Genomic DNA, 20,153 nt, shown 5'->3' with positions numbered 1-20,153 from the left:
TTAACCCACTATGAGTGGGGTTTTTATTGCCCTTAGTCCTTAAATAACATACTATTACAAAAAAATTTAAAGGAGATGGTATGAAAAGGATTGTATTATTAGGTTTGGCCTGCTTTGTGTTGTTTGGCTGTGGCGAGAAAAAGATAACTGAAGAGATGCTTGTAGGGGATTGGGAGTGTAGGCAAAACGAGCAAAAGGCAAAATGGAAAAATGGAACTTTTCAAGATTTTGGAGAGGTCAAAAGTGAAAAAGTCTTAATTACATATAAAAACTATGATGGAATGTTGATGAAAGGGCGTGGTGATGACATTGCCAAGGGGAACTGGAGTTCAGTATCGTCAATTGTTGCTATGCAAGACGTAAAAAATTTAAGCATATCAGAGCTTTTTAGACATTATATATCTAGTAAGTTTGAATATATTTCAGATAAAGAATATAAATACACTCAGGTTATTGAGATTGTTTATAAAGGTGGTTCAGAGGAAGCGCAAGTAGAAGGTAATTTAAGGCAAAAGCTTGAAGAAAACTGTATTAAAGTAGTACATTAAATTTAATAGCAAAACTAAATTGAATAGAACCTGCTTCGGCAGGTTTTTTTATGCCTGGAGAAAATATGGCAAAATTCGAAGACTGTGAAATAACGTATCAATTTGAGTTAGAGACTAAAAATTTGCAGGAAGAATCTAAAAAAGTTAGGACAGAATTGAAAGAATTGAACAATAGCGATCCAAAGGCTTCAAAAGGTTTAGAGCAGCTCGAAACCTCAGCAAAAAAGACGAGCAACTCTCCCAACAAACTTAACAGCCATGTGATTTATTAATGTTCGTTACGTTTTTTATCAAGTGAGCAACTTTTTTCTTCATCAGTTGTTTGTAATATCCACAAGGTCATCTTTTAAATACTCAATTTTGGGTAATGTCCCATTTAATATTTGTTTTTTCTGTACTGATACAACTTAGATATAATATTAATATAGAAGGTAATCAATTTGGTCGTTAGTAGAAAAATAATCATCTGCTAAGGCCTTAGAAAGAGTATTTTGAATACCAAAACCACCACTAATAGAACTATTGCGTCCTGATTTTTGTAGCTGTTGTTCTGCGTATTCAACAAAATTTTTTAAATGCTCATTATTTGAATGCAATGCTTCTTGTAGTTGTAACGTTGCAGCTGAACCCTTTGTATTTTGTTCTTTTTTTATTTGGTGGATAATACCAGTTTGAATTGTGTATGCCATTCCCATTTCCTCTAGTTTAACTAAATTTTATTTTATATTCTGTTGTAAAGATGTTTCTTTCCATATTACCTCTGTCTAATTTTCTGCCAAACACTGATACTGATAAGTAACTTTAAACTGATTACATCCTAAAAAATCACCCCAAACACAAGAGCGTTGACCTGCATCAAATGCTTCTGCTGTTTGATACCCCCACGATTGACATCTTTTTATTGCAGATTGTAATGCTTTGTCTTTATCAATATTAACTCGTTGCATTGGTTGATATTCATAAGACATTTCAACTATACCATCTGACTTACTGCCTCCAGTAGCGTGCATATCGGTAACAGTAGCACAGCCAGTTAAACCTAAAGCTAAACATAAAATTAGTAAATTTAATTTATTCATACTCAACCCTATTTATTTAAATATTCAATATTAACCATCAATAATCTTCATTTTCTCAATAACTTCAAACCTATCTGTGTTTGTTAAATGGCTAACTTCTTCAACTCCACCTTGGGATAAAAGAAATCCACTTATTTCAGATGGATTATTGTAGATTGCAAATTCATATTCTTGATAACCAGTAAACGCACCAAATCCATTTTTAGCATTAATAAATACAACATAAATAGTTGCATCGTGACCATCTATTTTTCCTTGCATATAGCCTTTAAATTTATATTGTGCACTATCAGGATCTTTCAGTTTACCCATCATATAATTTTTTATTTTTTCCTCATATTCTGGATGAAAATCACAACCAACTAGCCAAAAAACACTAAATATATCATATAAATTATAAATTAGTTATTAATAACTTATATCAAAGGAGATAAAAATGCCAAACGTCCTCACTCCCGAACAAGTTAAACAACAATTTCAACAAAGAGGTAAAACCATCAAATCTTGGGCGATTGAGAATGGTTACCACCCAGTTGTTGTTTATAACGTTCTAAATGGTTTAAGCCGCGCTCATCGTGGTAAAACACACGATATAGCAGTAAAACTCGGCTTAAAACAAGCCTGCTAACACTGATTGTAACAGTTTTTCATATACAGCAAAAGGCAGAAAAACATGCATAAATCACAAATTTCTACTTCTGGTACACGAATCTTAAAGGTGCTAAAAGCATTGAAAGGCTATACTTTGACAGGCTTATCAAATGGTGATATTGCAAAAATGATAAATGAATCACCAGTAAATGTTACACGATCGTTACAAACACTAATCGAAGAAGGGTTAGTTATTAAGCTTGATAACGGACTGTTTGCTCATAGTGTGCAAATGTTGCAAATAGCCCAAGCTCATGCAATTCATATCAATAAAATGCAAGACCAAATAACAGAGATCACCCAGCGTATTATGGCTGGTGCAAGATAAGGATAACCAAAATGGCAAGAGTAGCAAATTCAACTAAAGAAGCAATTGAACTACCAGCAATTGATGAGCAAAGGATTAATGATGCAATGAACAACTTTACTTCTATTCAAAGTGAATATAATGAAGAACGTGACCTAGTTAATCAATTGTTAGGCCAATCCCAGATGGCTGATGCGTTTGCTAAATTTATGAATACTGTCTTCATTGCTAAATTATCTTATGTAAAAGAAAATAAGCTATATCAATATATTACAAATAATAAAAGTGAAGATTCGTCTTCAAAAAATACATAGGAAGGTTTTTGCAAGTTGCTAGGTTGGACTCCACAACATGCAAATGAAGCGATAGCAAATTTACATTCACTTGGAGAAGAAGCCCTTGAATCCATTTCTCGTATGGGTATCGGTTATCGTGAATTACGCCAATATCGTAAATTACCGGAAGACCAAAAAACGGCACTGATTGAAGTAGCGAAAGCTGGTGATAAAGAATCGTTAGTTGAACTAGCAGAAGAATTTATTTCCAAAAACAATAAAGAAAAAGATTTGCTCAAAAAAGAAAACAGCAATTTACAAGCTGACTACAAGGCGCTTAGCAAACGTAATGCTGATGTAGCTAAAGAAAAAGAAGAGCTAGCGATAAAATTAGCTCAATTTGAAATGAAAACCGTGCCACTTGATGAGCGTTTAGAGCCGTTTAAAAAACAAATAGCAGAAACCCAATCACGCATAGATAAGCTATTTGAAGAACAAAGGCAGTATGTAGACATAATGTATAAATTAATGCTCGATATAATGGAAAATGACCCTGATTACGATCCTGAAAAACCATATTCATTACCCGAATCAATGCAAATAGCATTATTAACGTTAAATGGTTCGGCCGTATTAACTTTAGATCAAGCTCGTTATGTGCATCGTGAACTTTGGAACAAATTTGACAGCGATATTATGGAAGCCCAACAACGACAAGAATCTTTAGTAAATGAGAATGTCCAAGATTTATATAAATGATATTTCATATCAAAGGAATTAAAAATGGTATCACCTAATATTCGCAACTATTTAAATGAATTAGCAATTAAGCTAGATAAGACAGAGTTTGGTTCAAGAAGCACTATTATGAATGAAGCTAAAGAATTTTTAAGTGTTTCTAAGCAAACCATTTATCGACAATTAAAAGAATTTTGCGGTTGGTCAAGTGATCGAAAATGTAGATCTGATAAAGGTGATACAAGTGTTTCTGATGTTTCTTTAAATGTTGTTGGGGCAATATGTAAAGAATCAGTGCGTGATAATGGTAAACAAACTATGTTTACTACCACCGCAACAAGTATCGCAAAACAAAATGGTTATGAAATTAGTGTAAGTACTAATCATTTTGCAAGATTATTACGCGTTCGCAAAATGAATGTAAAAGCACAACAAGTGGCAAATCCCGTCCGGTCATTACGAACATTACATCCCAATCATGTACACGAAGTAGATCCATCTCTATGCCTAATTTATTACATGAAAAATAAACAACATATCATGCGTGACCGCGATTTTTATAAAAACAAGTTGGAAAACTATGCAAAAGTTAAATATAGGTATGGCGCTATACGCTGTATGATCGAGCATCAGGTGTCATTATTCCGTGGTATGTCGAAGCTGCAGGCGAAAATCAGCATTCATTATTCCAGTTTTTAATGTTCGCATGGAGTAAACGAGATGGGAGGTTATTCCATGGAGTGCCTAAATTACTTTATTGGGACAAAGGTTCTGCAAATACTGCATCAGCTATTAAAAACCTATTAGATCATTTAGAAGTAAAATATTTAGAACATGAAGCAGGAAATGCACGGGCAAAAGGTGGCGTTGAAAATGCTAACAACATTATCGAAACGCAGTTTGAAAGCCGTCTAAAGTTCCAACCAGTTAATAGTATTGATGAATTAAATGATGCAGCAATAAAGTGGGCTGAAGCATATAACTCAAACATGTTACCAGGGCAAGATACAAGATTACATAGAACTGGGTTATCAGAACCAGCATCACGCCAAACCTTGTGGCAACATATCTCTGCTGAGCAATTAAGAATATTGCCTGCTGTAGAGGTCTGTAAAGCGCTGATGGCCAGTCGAGAACAAGAACGTCAAGTTAATTCTGATTTGACTATCAGCTTTAAACACCCGCAAGCTGAAAACTCTTTAATATATAGTTTAAAAGGCCTAGATGGTGTAGCTGTTAAAGATAAAGTTACCGTCCGTTCTTTAGTGTATGGTGATTGTGCTATTCAAATTGAGGTGCCACGCTATGATGGCGAAGCACTGATTTATCGTGTTGAACCCGACCGCAACTATGATCAGTTCGGGCAGTATTTAGATGCACCAGTTATAGGTGAAGAATATAAATCAAAAGGTAATACCGAAATAGAACATGCAGCAATAGAACTAGATCAAGTTGCGTATCCTGATATGACTGCGGATGAAATCAAAAAAGCTAAACAAAAATCAGTTGCGCCATTTAAAGGCAAACTAAACACACTTAGTTATCTGGATAACATTAATCACCCTGCATATTTTGAACAAAAAGGCAAAGAGATTGATACACCGGAACATTTAAAACCATCAATTCCAATATTAACACTAACTGCTGCTTTGATGCGAATTACTAGTGAAATTGGTCGCAAATTAACAACAGATGAAAACAAATTGTTATCAGCACGTTACAAAGATGGTGTGCCAGAAGACTCATTGGATTCGTTAATTCATACATTCAAAACACCTATTGCTGTAGGTGATGGTACAACAGGAATATTCAGGAGTGTTAAATAATGTTGAAATTAAAAAATGTAATGAAGCAATTCAATATTAAGCAAGCGCAATTAGCCAAGCATATTGAATTTAGAGGAAATTGCATTAGTCAGGCAGTTATTAATTTAATTGTTAATCGCAATATTTGGCCACGCTCAATTGAACGTGATGAGTTAGAGCAGAAAATTGGAAAAGCACTAATTAAATTAGGTTTAAATAACGATTATTTGCTAAATATTTTTGAAGAAGAAACTGGCGCAGAAAACGTCTTGGCGGATGAGTCCGCGCCAGTTGACTCAAATGAGAAATTAACAAAGGAGTCAGCATATATGTTACTACGAAAACAAACAATAAATCGAGATGCACGTGCTCATTTTCGCATTCCGCGCGACCCATTCACTGATGAAATGACACAAGATGCGGACGTTTATCTATCTGACGATATTCGCTACGTCCGTGCAGCGATGCGTCAAACCGCTCAGCACGGCGGTATGTTAGCTGTTATTGGTGAAAGTGGTAGTGGTAAATCAACATTGCGTCACGATCTGATTGATTTCATTAATATCAATCATGAACCCATAACGGTTATTGAACCATACGTACTAGGTTTAGAGGACAATGAAGTTAAAGGTAAGTCGCTAAAAAGTATGGATATTAGTAGTGCGATTATTAGCTCTATTAACCCGCAAGCCAAGCCACGCCGAAGTGCTGAAGCACGTGCTCGTCAAATGCATGAATTACTCAAGAACAGTGCATTATCAGGTCGTAAACATCTGCTGATAATTGAAGAGGCGCACGGATTGCCAATTCCAACATTGAAACATCTAAAAAGATTTTATGAACTCCAAGAGGGTTTTAAAAAATTACTGTCAATTATCCTAATTGGACAAACGGAGTTACAAACCAAACTATCAGAGTATAACCCTGAAGTTCGTGAAGTTGTGCAACGTTGTGAAGTGGTAAATATTAAACCGTTAGATTTCAAAGTCGAAGAGTATATCAAGCATAAATTTGCACGTGTTGATATGGACTATACAGCATTATTTGACGCATCAGCATTTAATGAAATCATCAAACGCCTACGAGTGGCATCAAATCGCAGAGGTGAAAAGCAAGTGCGTTCATTATGTTATCCGTTGGCAGTTAATAATTTAGTTTCAAATGCATTAAATCTAGCTGCACGAATTGGGTCACCAACCGTGACAGGTGAAATAATCATTGAGTGCATTAAGGAACGTGGTGATATGTGATGAAAAAAACAATTTATAGTGTTGAATGGAACGGTATTTCTGAGATACACATTGAAATTGAACACTCAGAAAAGACCAATAAATTATTACATTTAATAAATAATTTTTGGAGTGATAGCGAAGAAATGTTAAGGCTAGCAAAAGGTGATATCACCGAAGCAGTTTTAAAAAGAATTACTAGTGAGGCGTTAAGACTGGTAGTAACTGAAGATTATGGAGTAAATCATCTAATTCAAAAATTATCTGAAATTGATGGATACCCTGTAATGGATGGTTCATGCGGTATTCGAATTGTTAATTATGACTCAATTGAGTTTGAACCTGAAGAGATGAATATTCTAATTGTGAGTGATGAAAATGGGAAATAATCAAGTAATCAATAATGCAATAAATGCTGTCAACAAAGCAGTCTACATACTAGAAAATGAGGAATTAACTGTCGTTGGTTTTTATCATAGACTTGCTATCAAAACCTACAATTGAAATTGAACACCACCCTAAATGCACTAAGTTTATAGCCACTGGTAAAGCAACATATTACAGACATGAAGGCTATTACAGGTTCGGTCAATTCGAATTAAATGGTTGTCGAATTGTATGGAAAGAGCGTGATATAAGTCGTTTGCATTAGGAGTAACAAAGAATGTTAAAACAAAAAAAACGTATAAAAGCTGCTGCTTCAGTTTATGTTGTTCAAAGCAAGGAACAAGCTATAGAAGCAATCAAATGCCTTGGGGATATTCAACGTGAGTTAATTCGACTTGAAACAGAAATGAATGACCAAATTGCGATTATTACTGCTAGTTTTTCATCTAACATTGAAACATTAAAACAGAAGTCAACGCAGCTACAAAAAGGCATTCAAATATGGTGCGAAGCAAATCGTGATGAATTAACTAACAATGGCAAAATTAAAACAGCCAATTTGGTTACGGGTGAAGTTCAATGGCGCAATCGACCTCCATCATGCATAATTCGTAGCGTTGAAAATGTGATAGAAACACTCAAACAACTGGGTATTAATCGATTTGTTCGCACTAAAGAAGAGGTCAACAAAGAAGCAATTTTAAATGAGCCTAATATTGTTGCACATATACCAGGTATAACAATAAAAAAGGATGTTGAAGATTTTGCGATAGTACCTTTCGAACAGGAGGTTAATTAATCATGCTACAACAAGATTTTTATATTTTGCATCAATTTATATTGAGCAATATTGCTAATTTTATAGCGATTTGCAAAGAACGCGGATTATCTGAATGCGAAGCTGACCGAATCATTGACGAACTAAAGGAACTTGCAAATGACTAATTTAATTAACTTTGATCCAAATTATGTAGCAAATTTCAATAGAGCAAAACAAAAAATAAAATTGGTTTTTGGTGTATGGAATTATAGAGCTGAATTTATAATTGACGTCGAAATAAACAGTAACGGGATGAACTCATTCAGTTTCGCCATTAAAAAAGTTTACGATTCTATTTTTGATGAAAAAAAAGATTCGCATTTTTAAATCTAACCAATATCGATGGGATTACAATACAAGATTGGGATGCAGAAAACGACGAAGAGGAATGGTTAAAATCAATTCTAATTAGTGCAGAAATCATTTCCTATGAAGAAGGTAAGTTATGGGAATAAATTATAAATTTTCAAACCCTATCCGATATATACCTGACCATTATGTTTCGATAAGCCATGAACATTCATTTATGCGCATAACTGACGGTCAGGGATATATTGACGGTAATTTATACGACGAGCTATACGCTGAATACATCAAGTTAAAATCAATAATTTATTGTTTAAGGATAAAATCTATGAAGCATAAATATATAAGATTAATTCACATTGCAAAGTCCCAGTTAAATATAGATGACGATACATATCGCCATCTATTACAAGTGCTAACCAAAAAAAGCAGCACTAAAATGATGACAATTCGGGAATTAGAAAAAGTACTAGATAATCTAAAATCAAAAGGTTTTAAAGTTAAATCACCAAAAAAAGCGGGAAAGATAACTGCTACAGAACCTGTTCACAAAAAAATACGCTCATTATGGCTAAAACTAGCTGATGCAGGTAAAGTAAAAAACCGTTCTGAAAAAGCCATCAATTCATATGTAAAACGTATTACTGGTGTTGAAGTGATGGATTGGCTGACTGAAAAGCAAGCAATGGTTGTAATTGAAAGTCTAAAATGTTGGCAAGCACGTATATAAAGGAAGAGGCATGAAATTAACACGTTGCCCAATTTGTCATAACGAAATTAATTTAGAAGCATTGATGGAAGATGATTCTGGCAGAGAACTCCTTATGCTGGTAAGCAATTTGAGCTATGGTTGTGCTAAACCGATGATTGCCTATATTGGTTTATTCCGTACTCAAAAATCAAATTTGAGTAACTCACGAGCAGTAAATTTAATAAATGAGGTACTACAACTATTTCAACCAAGTAGACATCTAGCACACGCATTAAGAGAAACCGTCAATAATATTCACGCTAAGCGTTTGACTAGTGATTATAAACCTTTTAAAAATCATAATTATTTAAAATCTGTTTATGAATCAACTAAGCATTTATTTGCATACGTTGAACATAAAGAAGAAGACAAACCAATTCGTAGCAGTAATGAAGAATATTTTGAACAGATGTATAGGGCTGGAGTTGACTTTAATAAATTAGAAAAAAATATACCAGGAGCGCTAGATTGGTATAAGAAGAAAACTGGAGCGTAAATTATGACTAAGTCTGCAATGTCTATTAAACGTCATGAATTACTAACACATGTATCATTATCTGTTGCTAACGAAGCTATGGATTATGGATTACCTGAAGATATTGCAGTGCAATTAGGAGATAGTATTGCAAATGCGATTTCAGAACTTTTTGGTGGTCAGAACTTTACCTTTCCACGTGATTATATCTTCAAACTTAATCAACGTGATCTACAAATCTATGATGCATTTAAAGGTAACAACTATGCAGAACTAAGCCAAAAATATAATATGACTGAACGTGGTATCAGAAAAGTAATTGATCGAGTTCATAAACGAATGATAAAAGAAAAACAACCAACCTTATTTGATTTCAACGATGCCTAATCAATTTTTAGAGCAAAAATTTTTAGGTAATTTTTTATTTCATATTTTGTAACACTTTTTCAAAAAACAATTTCATTATTTCCCTGTTTATTTTGTTATATCCCATTTATCTCATCATACTGTTATTATTTATCATGTTATATTTCAGGTCAATATCCAGTTGCTATTCATTTTATATTATGTCAATTTAAATCTCCCGATGGGGTAAAATCTATTTCCTAACTAATAAGAATGTGATAGAAAATGATAAATATAAATATAAATATAAATATAAATAAGTCAGGGTGATGACAACAGGTTTATTAATTAAAATTGTGAAAATTTAGCTTGATTATTTTCTGTTTAAATATTAATCTTTAGGAAATTTTGAGGAGAATAAAAATTGTCTGAGTCATATGCAAATCTTTTCACCGATATTTTAGAGATATTGTTAACCCTATCAATATTTTTTAAAAAAATATACCAGCCTGTTAGTTCGTTAGTTAAGTTGAGAATACCTAATAAAGCTAAAAATACAATTCAAGTTATTCTTCAGAATAAAAATTCGGATGAAAATTTAGTTAAAGAATCAGAAGTAGAATTAACGATTTTAAATAAAATGAGTTTAGTTAAATCAATTGACAGAAAAATCGGTCTTTATATTTATGAGTTAATTAATTCTTCAAAACATATTGTACCCTACAATTATTTTAATAAACTATATAATTATATGGAATTTAATGGCAAGGAAATCTCTATAAATATTAAAAGTATTAATAGGATGAACCTTGTATATTATTTTATGACTTTTGTTAGTGGAATTTTGATGTTATTTTTTGCCTATCTTTATATAAGGCCAAGCCTTTCCCAAAATGCTATAAGCTTTGAATTTTCAAATTTATTATACCTGATATTCATGGGATTTTTTGAAATAGTGGGATTAATAATATGGAGTCTAAGGATTAAATCTAAAGAAATAAATGAATTCAATCATTTTAAAAATCTTTATCATGATAAAGTTATGTCAAAATTGATATGGCAATTTGGTGATAACTATATTAATGATTATTAAAATATTTTACCAGTTGCTTCTGTTAATAAAATTAACCATATTGTCAATTATGAAAGTTATTAATTGTTAACTTCATATTTTTAATTTGAGCAAATGGTTAAATATAATTATTGATTTGCTCAGTATCCTATCGATAGTAGCCTCTATAATTATAATAACTATCTAATTAGCATTTTCTATATTGTTATTTCTTTTAATTAACACGAATATCCATTCTTAATACATACGCATCACCAATATTTTACTTTTCGCGGTAAATTTTAATTTCTAAAAATACCAATTTAGTTACTATAGGGTTAACCATCGTTGGTAAAGAGTTGGGATTTGCTGTTGATACTATCATAAGGCTCATTGACTAAATGGTACATATGAGATCTGCGCTGGTATTTTAATGATATCATGATTGGAGTTGGTGTTTCTGATAACTATATGCAAGTAGATAGGTTTCTAACTAAACATCTTTAAAAATAGAGTAGTTTTGATAACAAGAAAGCATTAAAAACATTTTAATAAAATCATATAAAAACAGTAAAAAAGTTGGTAAAAATTTTAACTAATTATTTTAATTAATAGACAATAAGTCATAATAAGAGTTTTACCTGTATACATAAAGGTAACTATTCTTTAAAGATATGTTTACGCAGTGCGAACGAGTATGAGAGAATTATTAGGTCTTGATTGTAATTGAATGCAATGGGTTATGAAAATTAATAATATTGCAGAAAGTGAAGTGTTAAGAATTATGCATAAATCAGGTGGATTTGTTTTAAATGGGTTAGTAAATCGTAGGGAAAAAGAAAAGGTGCTGTGTCTCTTGTTTAAGGGAGTTCAATAATGAATAATTAAGAATATTAGTTGTCATTATTTTTGTCCTAATTATTTATTTCGGTTACAACAACTATCGGAAAAATGAGTGTCTAAAACACGATAAATTAGAATTAACCAATAAAATCGAACAACTACAGCAAACCATCGCTAGAAATAATCAAATCATCGCTGATAACGAGCAATTAAAACGTGAATTTATTGAAACGTGTAATCAGGATAAAAAGGCAATCGGTCTAATTAAAATCATTGATTTTTACATTGTTTAACACTATTTAACACAAAAAATCAGATTAATATAGCTAATTTGTATAAACTATATACATATTCACAGTGGATATAACGACAATGTGAGGGTGTAATATGACCAAGCAAGTAGCTGTTTTAGGAGATATGACCAATTATGGTGGTAGGATTATCACAGCGTCAGGGAATGGCTATTGTGGTATGGATGGTGTTGCTCTATTAGGTGATTTGGTCTCCTGTCCTAAATGTAGAAGCACAGGCAGAATTATAGAGGGAGCAAACAACTTTATTATCGATGGCAAACCCGTTGCATATGATGGCTGTATTGTTGCGTGTAAATGTACGCCAATCGGTGGGCATAGAATCATAGCCTTAAACAGCACTATATTTGTCGTGGTTAGTGGTGGCTCTGTCCAATCTAATTCGTTTGCTGGTAATCAGAAACAATTTAACTCAGAGAATAATGACGAAAACTACTTAATCAGAATTGACGTGCGCCGTCTCTTACAATGCGCTGATGAATTATGTGAAAAACACTTATATTATAATGATATTAAACAAGCATTTAAGCAAGACATTGAAGCGTTTGCTAATGATATTGTTGAACAGGTGGACAGTGGCGCTATGACGTATGAAGAGGGCGCTGAAAAAATCAAGGAAGAAGAAGATGACCTTTTGGAACAATCGTTAGTTTGGGCTGAACGTAGCATATCAATTTTGGGCGGTTTAGCTATGATTTCAACTGGCGCACTTATGTGCACAACGGATGTGGGTTGTGTAATTGGTGCATATGTTGGCGCTCATAGTGTGAATAGCATACAGGAGGGTATAACTGGTCATGACGATTTTTTGAAATCCACTTATCAGGCAGCTGCTAGAGAATTAGGTATGTCCGAGTCAGTAGGAATGCTGGTTTATGATTTGGTTGATATAGGAATATCTGTGCGTGGCAAACTCAAACTAGTACCTAAAAAGGACGAATATGGTACACCCGTAAGAAAATTGTGGCATTATGGGAGTCAAGATTTGGTTCGGCATTATACCCAAATGAAAAGCCTCGCGTTGATTGGTGAGGCTTGACTGGATATAATTTTGTTAATGAACATTTTGGGTGACGTCAATAATGTTTTATTTCATGATAACGATACCGATGAATCTGCGCTAGTAGTCCCTGAATCTGAGACTATTACGAATGTAGGCAAATTAGTTCATAGGTGTGAATTTGTTAGTGTTCGTGATGGCAACGACGGCGTTAGAAAATATTTCCTCTTTATTACTCCTGACGGTGAGCAATATACAATTGAAAGTGAAGAGGATTAATAATGCTTATTATTTTTATTTATTATTTTTTATCGATAGCTACTCTGTGGGCATGTTATTATTTTCGACGTTCTCGTTTTACAGAGCAAGATTATAAACATAAAAAATCTTTAAAATGGAGGCGTCGCATCCTGATAATTTGGATGTATTTATGGGAATACAGGGCAGCATTTGTTTTAGAAAAAATTTTTACCGTGATATAGATAATTATTTTATTCTTAAGTCAGCATTATTTTTTCTATTTGCCTATATATTTGCTATAGGTTGGTTAGAAAATATCATATACAAGAAAAAGTAAACAAATTGACAAACAATAACCGCCTAAATGGCGATTTTTTTTATGCCTAAAATTCATAAACATTCAATTTTACTTTCAATCGGTGCAAAAACGCACCGCAACCTATTTTTCTATCACAATGCCAATCACATGACAAATATCAACCGAAAGCTTTACAGAATGAGCCTATGAGAATGACAGTTAATGTCTAACTCTTGGGCTGTTTATTCTGTGTGAGACGTAGGCTCATTCTATAGAGGATATCATATGACTTTAACTCAAATTAAATTTGAAGATTTAACTAATAAAGATAGGCTTGAAATAAATAAAAGACTCATAGTTAGCCTCGCCAACAGTGTAGGTGAAAATCATCAAAATTATTTGTTAGGGGCTCAATCAAATATTTAAGAGATAACTGACAGTATTAATGAATTTTCTGATGCTCTAAGATTTATTGGTGTGAGATCATCTCATTTTATAAATGCAATGCTATTAACAGGTTTTACAATGAGTTAATGAATAATAACAAAGGAAATAATGACAAAAATTGCTTTGTCTATGCTCTTTATTGCAAAGAAACTGGAATGACTAAAATAGGTAAAACGACAAGATTTAAACAGAGAATGAAAGAAATTCAAGGTATGTCCTCTGGAAAATTGCAACTAATATTGAAAGTATGCGCAGGCCCCAAATTTAGAAACAAAATTACACCAAAAATATAGCGGATTTAGAAATCACGGTGAATGGTTTTTATTAGATGAAATAACACGAGCTAATTTAAAAAAATCAGCAATTGAGCTTATCAATCAAGAATGAAAGAATTGGAAGAACAAGGGCAGATCCAAATTATTGGTTAATATATCGTTTAATTACTGATGATTGGTAGAGATTGGCTAACATATTGATTTGTTGGGTAACTCAGATTAACAAAAAAATAACTTTTTAGCTACTCTTTATTAACTAAAAGTTAAAATTTTTAACAAAAGGATTGCTCAAAAATTATTTACTGTATATAGTTACATGCATGTTAATAAAAACAGGTTTATAAGAATGAAAACAGATTTGGAATATTTAAAAGGATTAATGAATGTCTTTTTGGAGTCATCCCAACCGTTCATAGAAATTTCAGATTTAAAAAATGCAGGATTTGATATTACAACTCCTCAAGGTCTTCATCATTATAGTATATTGATAGAGAAAGAATATGTTAGCGCTTTTAATTTATCTAGGGGAAATCCAGAGAAGTTGGGGTATTCCTACTCGTTAAGTTCTATTGATTCAGTTGATTATGCATTGGTAAGATTAACAGCTGAAGGAATTGAGTTTGCGCAAATGTTACAAGAACCTTCAATATATGAAAAATTAAAAGGTTTAAGTTAATCACCTTTAAATGTTATGAAAGATGTTGGATCTGATTTATTGAAAGCATTTTTAAAAAAGAAATTAGATTTATGATATTTAAAATCTTACTTAACAAGCAACTACCTTCGGGTGGTTTTTTATTATCTAAAAACTAAAGGTATAAATATGAAAAAGGGTGGTAAGAAAAAAGTAGGTTGCCCAAGTGAACTGGTTGAATGTTTAATTAAGGCTAAGGAGTATTTACTTGGGGGCTATGAAACTTTTGGCGATGTAGTACCTAGTTTGGCTGGGCTAGCGTGTTATTTAGGTAAAAGTCGCGAAGCAATGAATGAATATGCAAGAAAAGATAACGAATTTTCTGACACATTAGAAGCCATTAAGACAGTTCAGGAAAATAAGTTGATTAATAAAGGTTTAACAGGTGAGTTTAATTCTCCTATCGTAAAGCTAATGCTTGCTAATCATGATTATAGCGAAAAACAAGAAATCAATCATCAGACGGCAGTATGTCACCTAAACCTATCAGGGTGGAGTTAGTTTTACCAGACAAGTAAATTATGACAACAGCACAAATACAATTACCAAAAAACTGATATTTGTATTTATTGCTGAAAACGTCAGGTATCAAGGTACACACGGTGGTCTAGGTAACGTTAAAACTCGTTCATTTGCACTAATGACAGGAGTAAAAGGTTATCAGTTTGCAGAAACAGTAATAAGTGGCGTTATACTTTGTGCTCGTGAGTTAATGAACTCCTTAGATGATTCGAGTATGGAAGAAGTTAAACAAGCTGTTCGTTCCGTTAATTGGCTTAATGATTATTATGATATTGGTCAAAACTATATCAGAACAAAAAACGGTTTAATTAGTTATGTTTTTCGTGGATTGCGACACAACCTATATAGCATAAAATTAAAAGCTCGTATTTTGATATGCTGGGTTGATAAGGCTGAAAATCTTTCTAAAATGGCATAGCGTATATTAACGCCAATAGTTCGTGAAGCTAATTCTTAAATCTGTGTGACGTGGAATCCTGAAACAAAGGTAAGTCCGACCGATTTAAGATTTAGGCAAAATTCTCCTAGCTACTATTGCTCAATATAAACAACAGCGAGCAGAACCATTGAGAATGCAGACTCAATTGTCGGATTAAATAATTAAGTTTTCATTTGTCTTGGTTATAAAGATAGCTCTCCATCTGATGAATTAAACAATCTTCAATACTGTATTGACTTGCTCGATCGCATTGAATCGAAATTAACTGAATATAATGGTGACCATAAAATAATAGCAATAGAGCATAACGGTGATTTAAATGGCTCTAATTGGCATAGTAAATTTGTGTTGGTGAACCATTTGAAAAAGTATGATTAATTTGTTACTTTGTTTTTCATTTATCTGATTAAAGGAAATAACACATGAAAAAAATATTAATAGGATTAATGTCTGTCGCATTGTTGTCTGGTTGTAAAGTGGAGTTAGCTCCAACCGTTAATTTGAGTGATGTCAATAGTGAAACAGCTAAAACAGTTCAATCGAAACTTGTTGTTGAGGTAATGTCATGCACAAATTATAATGATTCAAGACAAGAATCATCTGACGTGGCAGAAGCAAAAAAAACAATTTCAAATATTTTTACAGACGCTAAATATATAGAATGCTATCGTGAGAAAATGGACTCGAAAGCTTTATTTGAAATTCCGATAACTGTCGGTGGTAAAGATTCAACTGGGGATATACAAATACGAAACGGAGAATCTGGTGGTGGAATGATTGTATTTATTTCAGACAACCTTAGAAGCAAGATTCGACAACAACAAAAAGCTTCTTTTTCTAAATTTAATCCATCAGTTCAAATAACAGTCAAAAATGATTTAGACAGAAATCAAGACATTGTCGTTCATGGTGTTTTTGCTGATGCTAAAAATTATCTACCGTATTCTTGGTATCAGTTAGTAGCTGGTAAGGCTCAGACATTTAAACTTTCTGATGTTTCTGTATTAGCGATAACCGAACACGGTGGTACGATAGTTTATGAAGATTATGACAAGCGGCTTGAAATAAAGAAACAATAAAAATTTAATCAAACCCTCTAAGAGGGTTTTTTATTGATTATTTTTAATTGCATTTACAAATTAAAAGACCAATAGCAACAAGCAAAATAATTCCAATGGATGCTTTTATAAGGATACTCAATAAAGCATAATTTCAGGATTATTCGACACCAGTTAATCAAGAAATAGCGCTAGTTGTATATACAAAGGAAAACGATGATCTATTTTCAAAATTGCCCAATAGTGATAGAAAAATAACTAGTAATAATAAACTCGAATATATATCTGACGATGAGTTTAAACTCACCTCAGAAATTTCAGTGACGTTTGCTGACTCGAAATATAATGAAAAGATCAAGACATTCTCGCACTGCACAAGAATAAAATAAATATTATTTAATGAATTTAATCTTTGAAATCTATGTCGAGAGGGTGAGCAATACAATACTCGTAAGAGGAATAACTCCAGCCTATCTTTGTTGGGCTTTTGAGCCTCTCGATATCCATGTATTCACTGTATATACAGGGTTAAACCGATAGAGCCCAACAATATAAAACTTTCCTGCACGTGCAGGGATAAACGAGTATTTAAAAATCTAATTAGTGGGTAACCATATGCTACCCAACAAATTAATTATTTTTCGAGGGAATTATTGAGCATCAGTATTGCTTCTTCAATAATTTTACTTTGAGATTTTCCCGTTTTATCGCTCAATTCGCTAATTAGGTCTATAATATCATTGGGTAATTTGTATCCCTTTGATCTAACGCCTCGTTTTGCGTCACTTTTTTTTTGAATCTCAGCCCTTGTTAATGCCATATAATCTCCTTGATTTTCAAATAAACAATTATAATATTTAAGGTCTCTGGTGAGGATTGCCTCCTCATCTTTGAATTAGTTCTAATAAATTGGACAATTTCAGATTACTAAAACTATGAGAATTAAGATATTGTTTCTCCCTTAAGCTCTTATCGGAAACCGATAAGTTTGTTTTATCAACATCCTGTTGATGTTATAACTATAGATGCGCCTACTATAGTGGTCAACATTTTTTTTTAAAAAATCTTTAAATTTTTATGTTATTTATATGATTATTTTAAATATATTCCATCAAGAACTGTCCTCGTGGCGTTTTTTATGCCTGGAGAAAATAATGCCTAAATTCGTAGACTGTCAAATAACGTATAAAGTTGAGTTAGAGACTAAAAATTTGCAGGGAGAATCTAAAAAAGTTAGGGAAAAATTGAACAATAGTGATTCAAAGGCTTCAAAAGGTTTAGATCAGCTCGAAACCTCAGCAAAAATACGAGCAACTCTCTCGACAAACTTAATAGCCATGTGATTTATTAATGTTCGTTACGTCTTTCATCAAGTGAGCAACTTTTTTCTTCATCAGTTGTTGTAATATCCACAACGTCATCTTTTAAATACTCGGTTTTGGGTAATGTTTCATTTAATAATTGTTTTTCTGTACTGATGCAACTTTGATATAATGTTGATGTTGTTTTGCATTATCAATTTATATTTTTCTCCATCCCAACCATGAAATTCGCTGATTTGTGTTAATAATGTATATTAAAGCTGGTGGATCGCAGAGTTTATTGAAATTATATAGGTTCCTTATATACAAAAGCGTAAAATTTTGTCAAAAAGTTTCAGATTAACTATACGTTTCAGTATAAAAGCTTTCCTGTATACATATAAGGATAAATCATATAATCTATAAATAACACTATTCTTATTTAATAAGAACTATATTGCTAATTTAAGGATAAATTTTCATGAATGCATCTAATAAGGATAACTACCCAAAAAAATTAATAAAAACACCACTAAAAAATGGATTCTATTATAATAGAAGACCAAATAATAAAGTTGACTTTTCTAATCTTCAGACTTTTCCCAAATCTTTCAGTCCTCATGACAACTTTTTGTGGATCAAAGAATTTGTTTTTTATAAAAATGGTATTCGAGTATGTGTTTTTCATGATGTCGCAATTAACCTAGAAAAAACAATTATAATAATAAAAAAATTCTCAGTTGAACTAAAATATTTGCTAGAGCTAAAACGTCGAAATGGAGGTAGAGACTCTCTAGTCGCATTAGCCAATGAAGTAAAAAAAACAATTGACTCAGTTAATCAGATTCAATTTAAACTTACACTTAAACCATGGACATATTCATCCACGATTATTGATAATACATTTGTCTACGCAGCGACAAAAAGAGATTCGTTTAAGTATACATTACTTTTAGCAGAGAAAAAAAGAGATTTGCTTAATAAAATTAAAGCAAATGGAGTTTTTCTTGACAAAGATAATAACTCTGATTCATTCATAGTCAGTGCTAAATGGTTAAAAAAAGATTGGTAATATTCGACCTACAGATCTATTTTGATGTCTTTGGGAAGATTTTAATGTCATAGGGTAATGAGTGATTAACTCTAATTATTTATAACAAATATTATCCGTATCTAAAAATTAACTTTAGTTTGAGTTTTCCCTGTTTTAATTAAATCAATCCGCACGTGATTTAATCAACTTATCTATTTACAAAATACTATCGTTGTTAAGCTTTCTAATGTGTAAAAGCCAAGCATCATTTTTTTGTATTAAATTAACTACTTTTTTAACTGCTTGAACTATTTTCAGTGGGTAATGTGTTGCAGACACAAAAAATAACTATCTAAATAGAAAATAAAAAATTATGTAAACTCTAATATTAAATGCTATATTATTTATTTCTTGATTTAAGTATGATCTTATTAACTTAATAAAATTAAATTGTGATATAAATTCATATGTATAAATTTTCTTCAACCGACTTACTTTTACTTTACATCGGATGCATTCCTTTTCTTTTTTGGTACATAGTGTTACCAGTCTTTATAGCAGGAATATTGTTGATGTATTTTAATAGAAATAAACGTGAAAAGCCGAATAATAGAACTTACTATAAATTAGGAAAGTTTACTGTTATTTTAATTTTAATTGATTTTATTATATCAGTGTTTGCTATATTAGCCGTATTCAATTAGTGAAAATTTTATAGGAAACAGACTTAAGATCAAAATAGCTATAAATTCTTAGCAAGAATGGTACGCCCGGGTGGACTCGAACCACTGACCCCCACCATGTCAAGGTGATGCTCTAACCAACTGAGCTACGGGCGTATATCGGAAACACGCAAATATTAACGGGCAATTCAATTTGTATCAAGTAAAAAATTTAAAAATAGACGTTTTTTTAATCTGTCGAT

At 32.2% G+C, this 20,153-nt stretch carries 28 protein-coding genes, 1 tRNA gene and 1 pseudogene; 25 read left to right on the top strand and 5 right to left on the bottom strand.

The features are described from left to right. Positions 1–80 precede the first annotated feature (80 nt). Entirely contained in the window at positions 81–548 is a 468-nt protein-coding gene (locus GAPWK_RS08295; RefSeq protein ID WP_025315771.1) for a hypothetical protein, read from the top strand. 50 nt (positions 549–598) lie between these two features. Next, the gene (locus GAPWK_RS08290) at positions 599–820 is read left to right on the top strand and encodes a hypothetical protein (RefSeq protein WP_025315770.1); all 222 of its coding nucleotides are present in this window, start codon (positions 599–601) and stop codon (positions 818–820) included. A gap of 147 nt (positions 821–967) precedes the next feature. On the opposite strand, the gene GAPWK_RS08285 is transcribed toward GAPWK_RS08290, so the two are convergent. From GAPWK_RS08285 to GAPWK_RS08275, 3 genes are all read right to left on the bottom strand, one after another. Then, entirely contained in the window at positions 968–1,237 is a 270-nt protein-coding gene (locus GAPWK_RS08285; RefSeq protein ID WP_025315769.1) for a hypothetical protein, read from the bottom strand. Positions 1,238–1,312: 75 nt separating this feature from the next. Next, positions 1,313–1,627: a YecR family lipoprotein gene (gene yecR / locus GAPWK_RS08280; protein WP_025315768.1), complete on the bottom strand. Its 315-nt coding sequence runs from the start codon at positions 1,625–1,627 to the stop codon at positions 1,313–1,315. A 30-nt stretch (positions 1,628–1,657) separates the two neighbouring features. Beyond that, positions 1,658–1,942, bottom strand: a complete 285-nt coding sequence (locus GAPWK_RS08275) for a hypothetical protein (protein ID WP_025315767.1) — start codon at positions 1,940–1,942, stop codon at positions 1,658–1,660. Between the two features lie 121 nt (positions 1,943–2,063). Here GAPWK_RS08275 and GAPWK_RS08270 point away from each other — a divergent pair, with 121 nt between their 5' ends. The 22 genes and pseudogenes from GAPWK_RS08270 to GAPWK_RS08175 all read left to right on the top strand — a co-directional run bounded on the left by GAPWK_RS08270 (position 2,064) and on the right by GAPWK_RS08175 (position 16,915). Beyond that, entirely contained in the window at positions 2,064–2,255 is a 192-nt protein-coding gene (locus GAPWK_RS08270; RefSeq protein ID WP_025315766.1) for a DNA-binding protein, read from the top strand. A 45-nt stretch (positions 2,256–2,300) separates the two neighbouring features. Then, positions 2,301–2,606 carry a helix-turn-helix domain-containing protein gene (locus GAPWK_RS08265; protein WP_025315765.1) on the top strand — a complete coding sequence of 102 codons (306 nt, stop codon included), beginning with the start codon at positions 2,301–2,303 and terminating at the stop codon, positions 2,604–2,606. An 11-nt stretch (positions 2,607–2,617) separates the two neighbouring features. Further along, a complete protein-coding gene (locus GAPWK_RS14275) occupies positions 2,618–2,899 on the top strand; it encodes a hypothetical protein (protein ID WP_051516261.1) in 282 nt (93 codons plus the stop codon). A gap of 15 nt (positions 2,900–2,914) precedes the next feature. After that, positions 2,915–3,619, top strand: a complete 705-nt coding sequence (locus GAPWK_RS14270; protein WP_051516260.1) for a hypothetical protein — start codon at positions 2,915–2,917, stop codon at positions 3,617–3,619. 24 nt (positions 3,620–3,643) lie between these two features. Beyond that, positions 3,644–4,297, top strand: a complete 654-nt coding sequence (locus GAPWK_RS15150; RefSeq protein ID WP_202961636.1) for a hypothetical protein — start codon at positions 3,644–3,646, stop codon at positions 4,295–4,297. Between the two features lie 41 nt (positions 4,298–4,338). Further along, positions 4,339–5,424: a hypothetical protein gene (locus GAPWK_RS08255; protein WP_238551109.1), complete on the top strand. Its 1,086-nt coding sequence runs from the start codon at positions 4,339–4,341 to the stop codon at positions 5,422–5,424. After that, entirely contained in the window at positions 5,424–6,653 is a 1,230-nt protein-coding gene (locus GAPWK_RS08250; RefSeq protein ID WP_025315764.1) for an ExeA family protein, read from the top strand. The genes GAPWK_RS08255 and GAPWK_RS08250 overlap by 1 nt, the downstream gene beginning before the upstream one ends. Next, the gene (locus GAPWK_RS08245) at positions 6,653–7,021 is read left to right on the top strand and encodes a DUF2528 family protein (protein WP_025315763.1); all 369 of its coding nucleotides are present in this window, start codon (positions 6,653–6,655) and stop codon (positions 7,019–7,021) included. The genes GAPWK_RS08250 and GAPWK_RS08245 overlap by 1 nt, the downstream gene beginning before the upstream one ends. 275 nt (positions 7,022–7,296) lie before the next feature. After that, on the top strand, positions 7,297–7,818 hold the full coding sequence (locus tag GAPWK_RS08240; protein WP_025315762.1) for a host-nuclease inhibitor Gam family protein: 522 nt from the start codon (positions 7,297–7,299) through the stop codon (positions 7,816–7,818). A 2-nt stretch (positions 7,819–7,820) separates the two neighbouring features. Further along, positions 7,821–7,964 carry a hypothetical protein gene (locus tag GAPWK_RS14910; protein ID WP_158413593.1) on the top strand — a complete coding sequence of 48 codons (144 nt, stop codon included), beginning with the start codon at positions 7,821–7,823 and terminating at the stop codon, positions 7,962–7,964. Further along, complete coding sequence (locus GAPWK_RS08235) at positions 7,957–8,166, top strand: DUF5406 family protein (RefSeq protein ID WP_025315761.1); 210 nt, start codon at positions 7,957–7,959, stop codon at positions 8,164–8,166. Before GAPWK_RS14910 ends, GAPWK_RS08235 begins: the two co-directional genes overlap by 8 nt. A gap of 307 nt (positions 8,167–8,473) precedes the next feature. Further along, positions 8,474–8,875 (top strand): gp16 family protein, encoded by a 402-nt coding sequence (locus GAPWK_RS08230; protein ID WP_025315760.1) that lies wholly within the window; start codon positions 8,474–8,476, stop codon positions 8,873–8,875. Between the two features lie 10 nt (positions 8,876–8,885). Continuing rightward, positions 8,886–9,392 carry a hypothetical protein gene (locus tag GAPWK_RS08225; RefSeq protein ID WP_025315759.1) on the top strand — a complete coding sequence of 169 codons (507 nt, stop codon included), beginning with the start codon at positions 8,886–8,888 and terminating at the stop codon, positions 9,390–9,392. A 3-nt stretch (positions 9,393–9,395) separates the two neighbouring features. Continuing rightward, complete coding sequence (locus tag GAPWK_RS08220; protein ID WP_025315758.1) at positions 9,396–9,758, top strand: Mor transcription activator family protein; 363 nt, start codon at positions 9,396–9,398, stop codon at positions 9,756–9,758. A gap of 382 nt (positions 9,759–10,140) precedes the next feature. Next, positions 10,141–10,809 (top strand): hypothetical protein, encoded by a 669-nt coding sequence (locus GAPWK_RS08215; protein ID WP_025315757.1) that lies wholly within the window; start codon positions 10,141–10,143, stop codon positions 10,807–10,809. 1,188 nt (positions 10,810–11,997) lie between these two features. Further along, a complete protein-coding gene (locus GAPWK_RS14265) occupies positions 11,998–12,960 on the top strand; it encodes a PAAR domain-containing protein (protein WP_025315756.1) in 963 nt (320 codons plus the stop codon). A gap of 12 nt (positions 12,961–12,972) precedes the next feature. Beyond that, the gene (locus tag GAPWK_RS08205) at positions 12,973–13,200 is read left to right on the top strand and encodes a hypothetical protein (protein WP_148296403.1); all 228 of its coding nucleotides are present in this window, start codon (positions 12,973–12,975) and stop codon (positions 13,198–13,200) included. A gap of 544 nt (positions 13,201–13,744) precedes the next feature. After that, positions 13,745–13,885: a hypothetical protein gene (locus GAPWK_RS14905; RefSeq protein WP_158413592.1), complete on the top strand. Its 141-nt coding sequence runs from the start codon at positions 13,745–13,747 to the stop codon at positions 13,883–13,885. A gap of 642 nt (positions 13,886–14,527) precedes the next feature. After that, positions 14,528–14,857 carry a hypothetical protein gene (locus GAPWK_RS08190; protein ID WP_025315752.1) on the top strand — a complete coding sequence of 110 codons (330 nt, stop codon included), beginning with the start codon at positions 14,528–14,530 and terminating at the stop codon, positions 14,855–14,857. A 147-nt stretch (positions 14,858–15,004) separates the two neighbouring features. Then, positions 15,005–15,376 carry a DNA-packaging protein gene (locus GAPWK_RS08185; protein WP_025315751.1) on the top strand — a complete coding sequence of 124 codons (372 nt, stop codon included), beginning with the start codon at positions 15,005–15,007 and terminating at the stop codon, positions 15,374–15,376. Between the two features lie 139 nt (positions 15,377–15,515). Next, a pseudogene (locus tag GAPWK_RS14790) lies at positions 15,516–15,923 on the top strand (phage terminase large subunit); the annotation flags it as partial. A 335-nt stretch (positions 15,924–16,258) separates the two neighbouring features. Further along, positions 16,259–16,915: a DUF7424 family protein gene (locus GAPWK_RS08175; RefSeq protein ID WP_025315749.1), complete on the top strand. Its 657-nt coding sequence runs from the start codon at positions 16,259–16,261 to the stop codon at positions 16,913–16,915. Positions 16,916–17,528: 613 nt separating this feature from the next. Here GAPWK_RS08175 and GAPWK_RS08170 read toward each other — a convergent pair. Further along, entirely contained in the window at positions 17,529–17,714 is a 186-nt protein-coding gene (locus GAPWK_RS08170; protein ID WP_025315748.1) for a ribbon-helix-helix protein, CopG family, read from the bottom strand. 962 nt (positions 17,715–18,676) lie between these two features. Between GAPWK_RS08170 and GAPWK_RS08160 the strand changes: the two genes are divergently transcribed. Next, entirely contained in the window at positions 18,677–19,267 is a 591-nt protein-coding gene (locus GAPWK_RS08160; protein ID WP_025315746.1) for a hypothetical protein, read from the top strand. Positions 19,268–19,990: 723 nt separating this feature from the next. Here the strand turns inward: GAPWK_RS08160 and GAPWK_RS08155 are convergent. Next, positions 19,991–20,067 (bottom strand) — tRNA-Val (locus GAPWK_RS08155). Positions 20,068–20,153: the final 86 nt, after the last annotated feature.

Source organism: Gilliamella apicola (genome assembly GCF_000599985.1).
GTDB lineage: Bacteria > Pseudomonadota > Gammaproteobacteria > Enterobacterales > Orbaceae > Gilliamella > Gilliamella apicola.
This window is presented reverse-complemented; position numbering and strand designations above follow the sequence as displayed.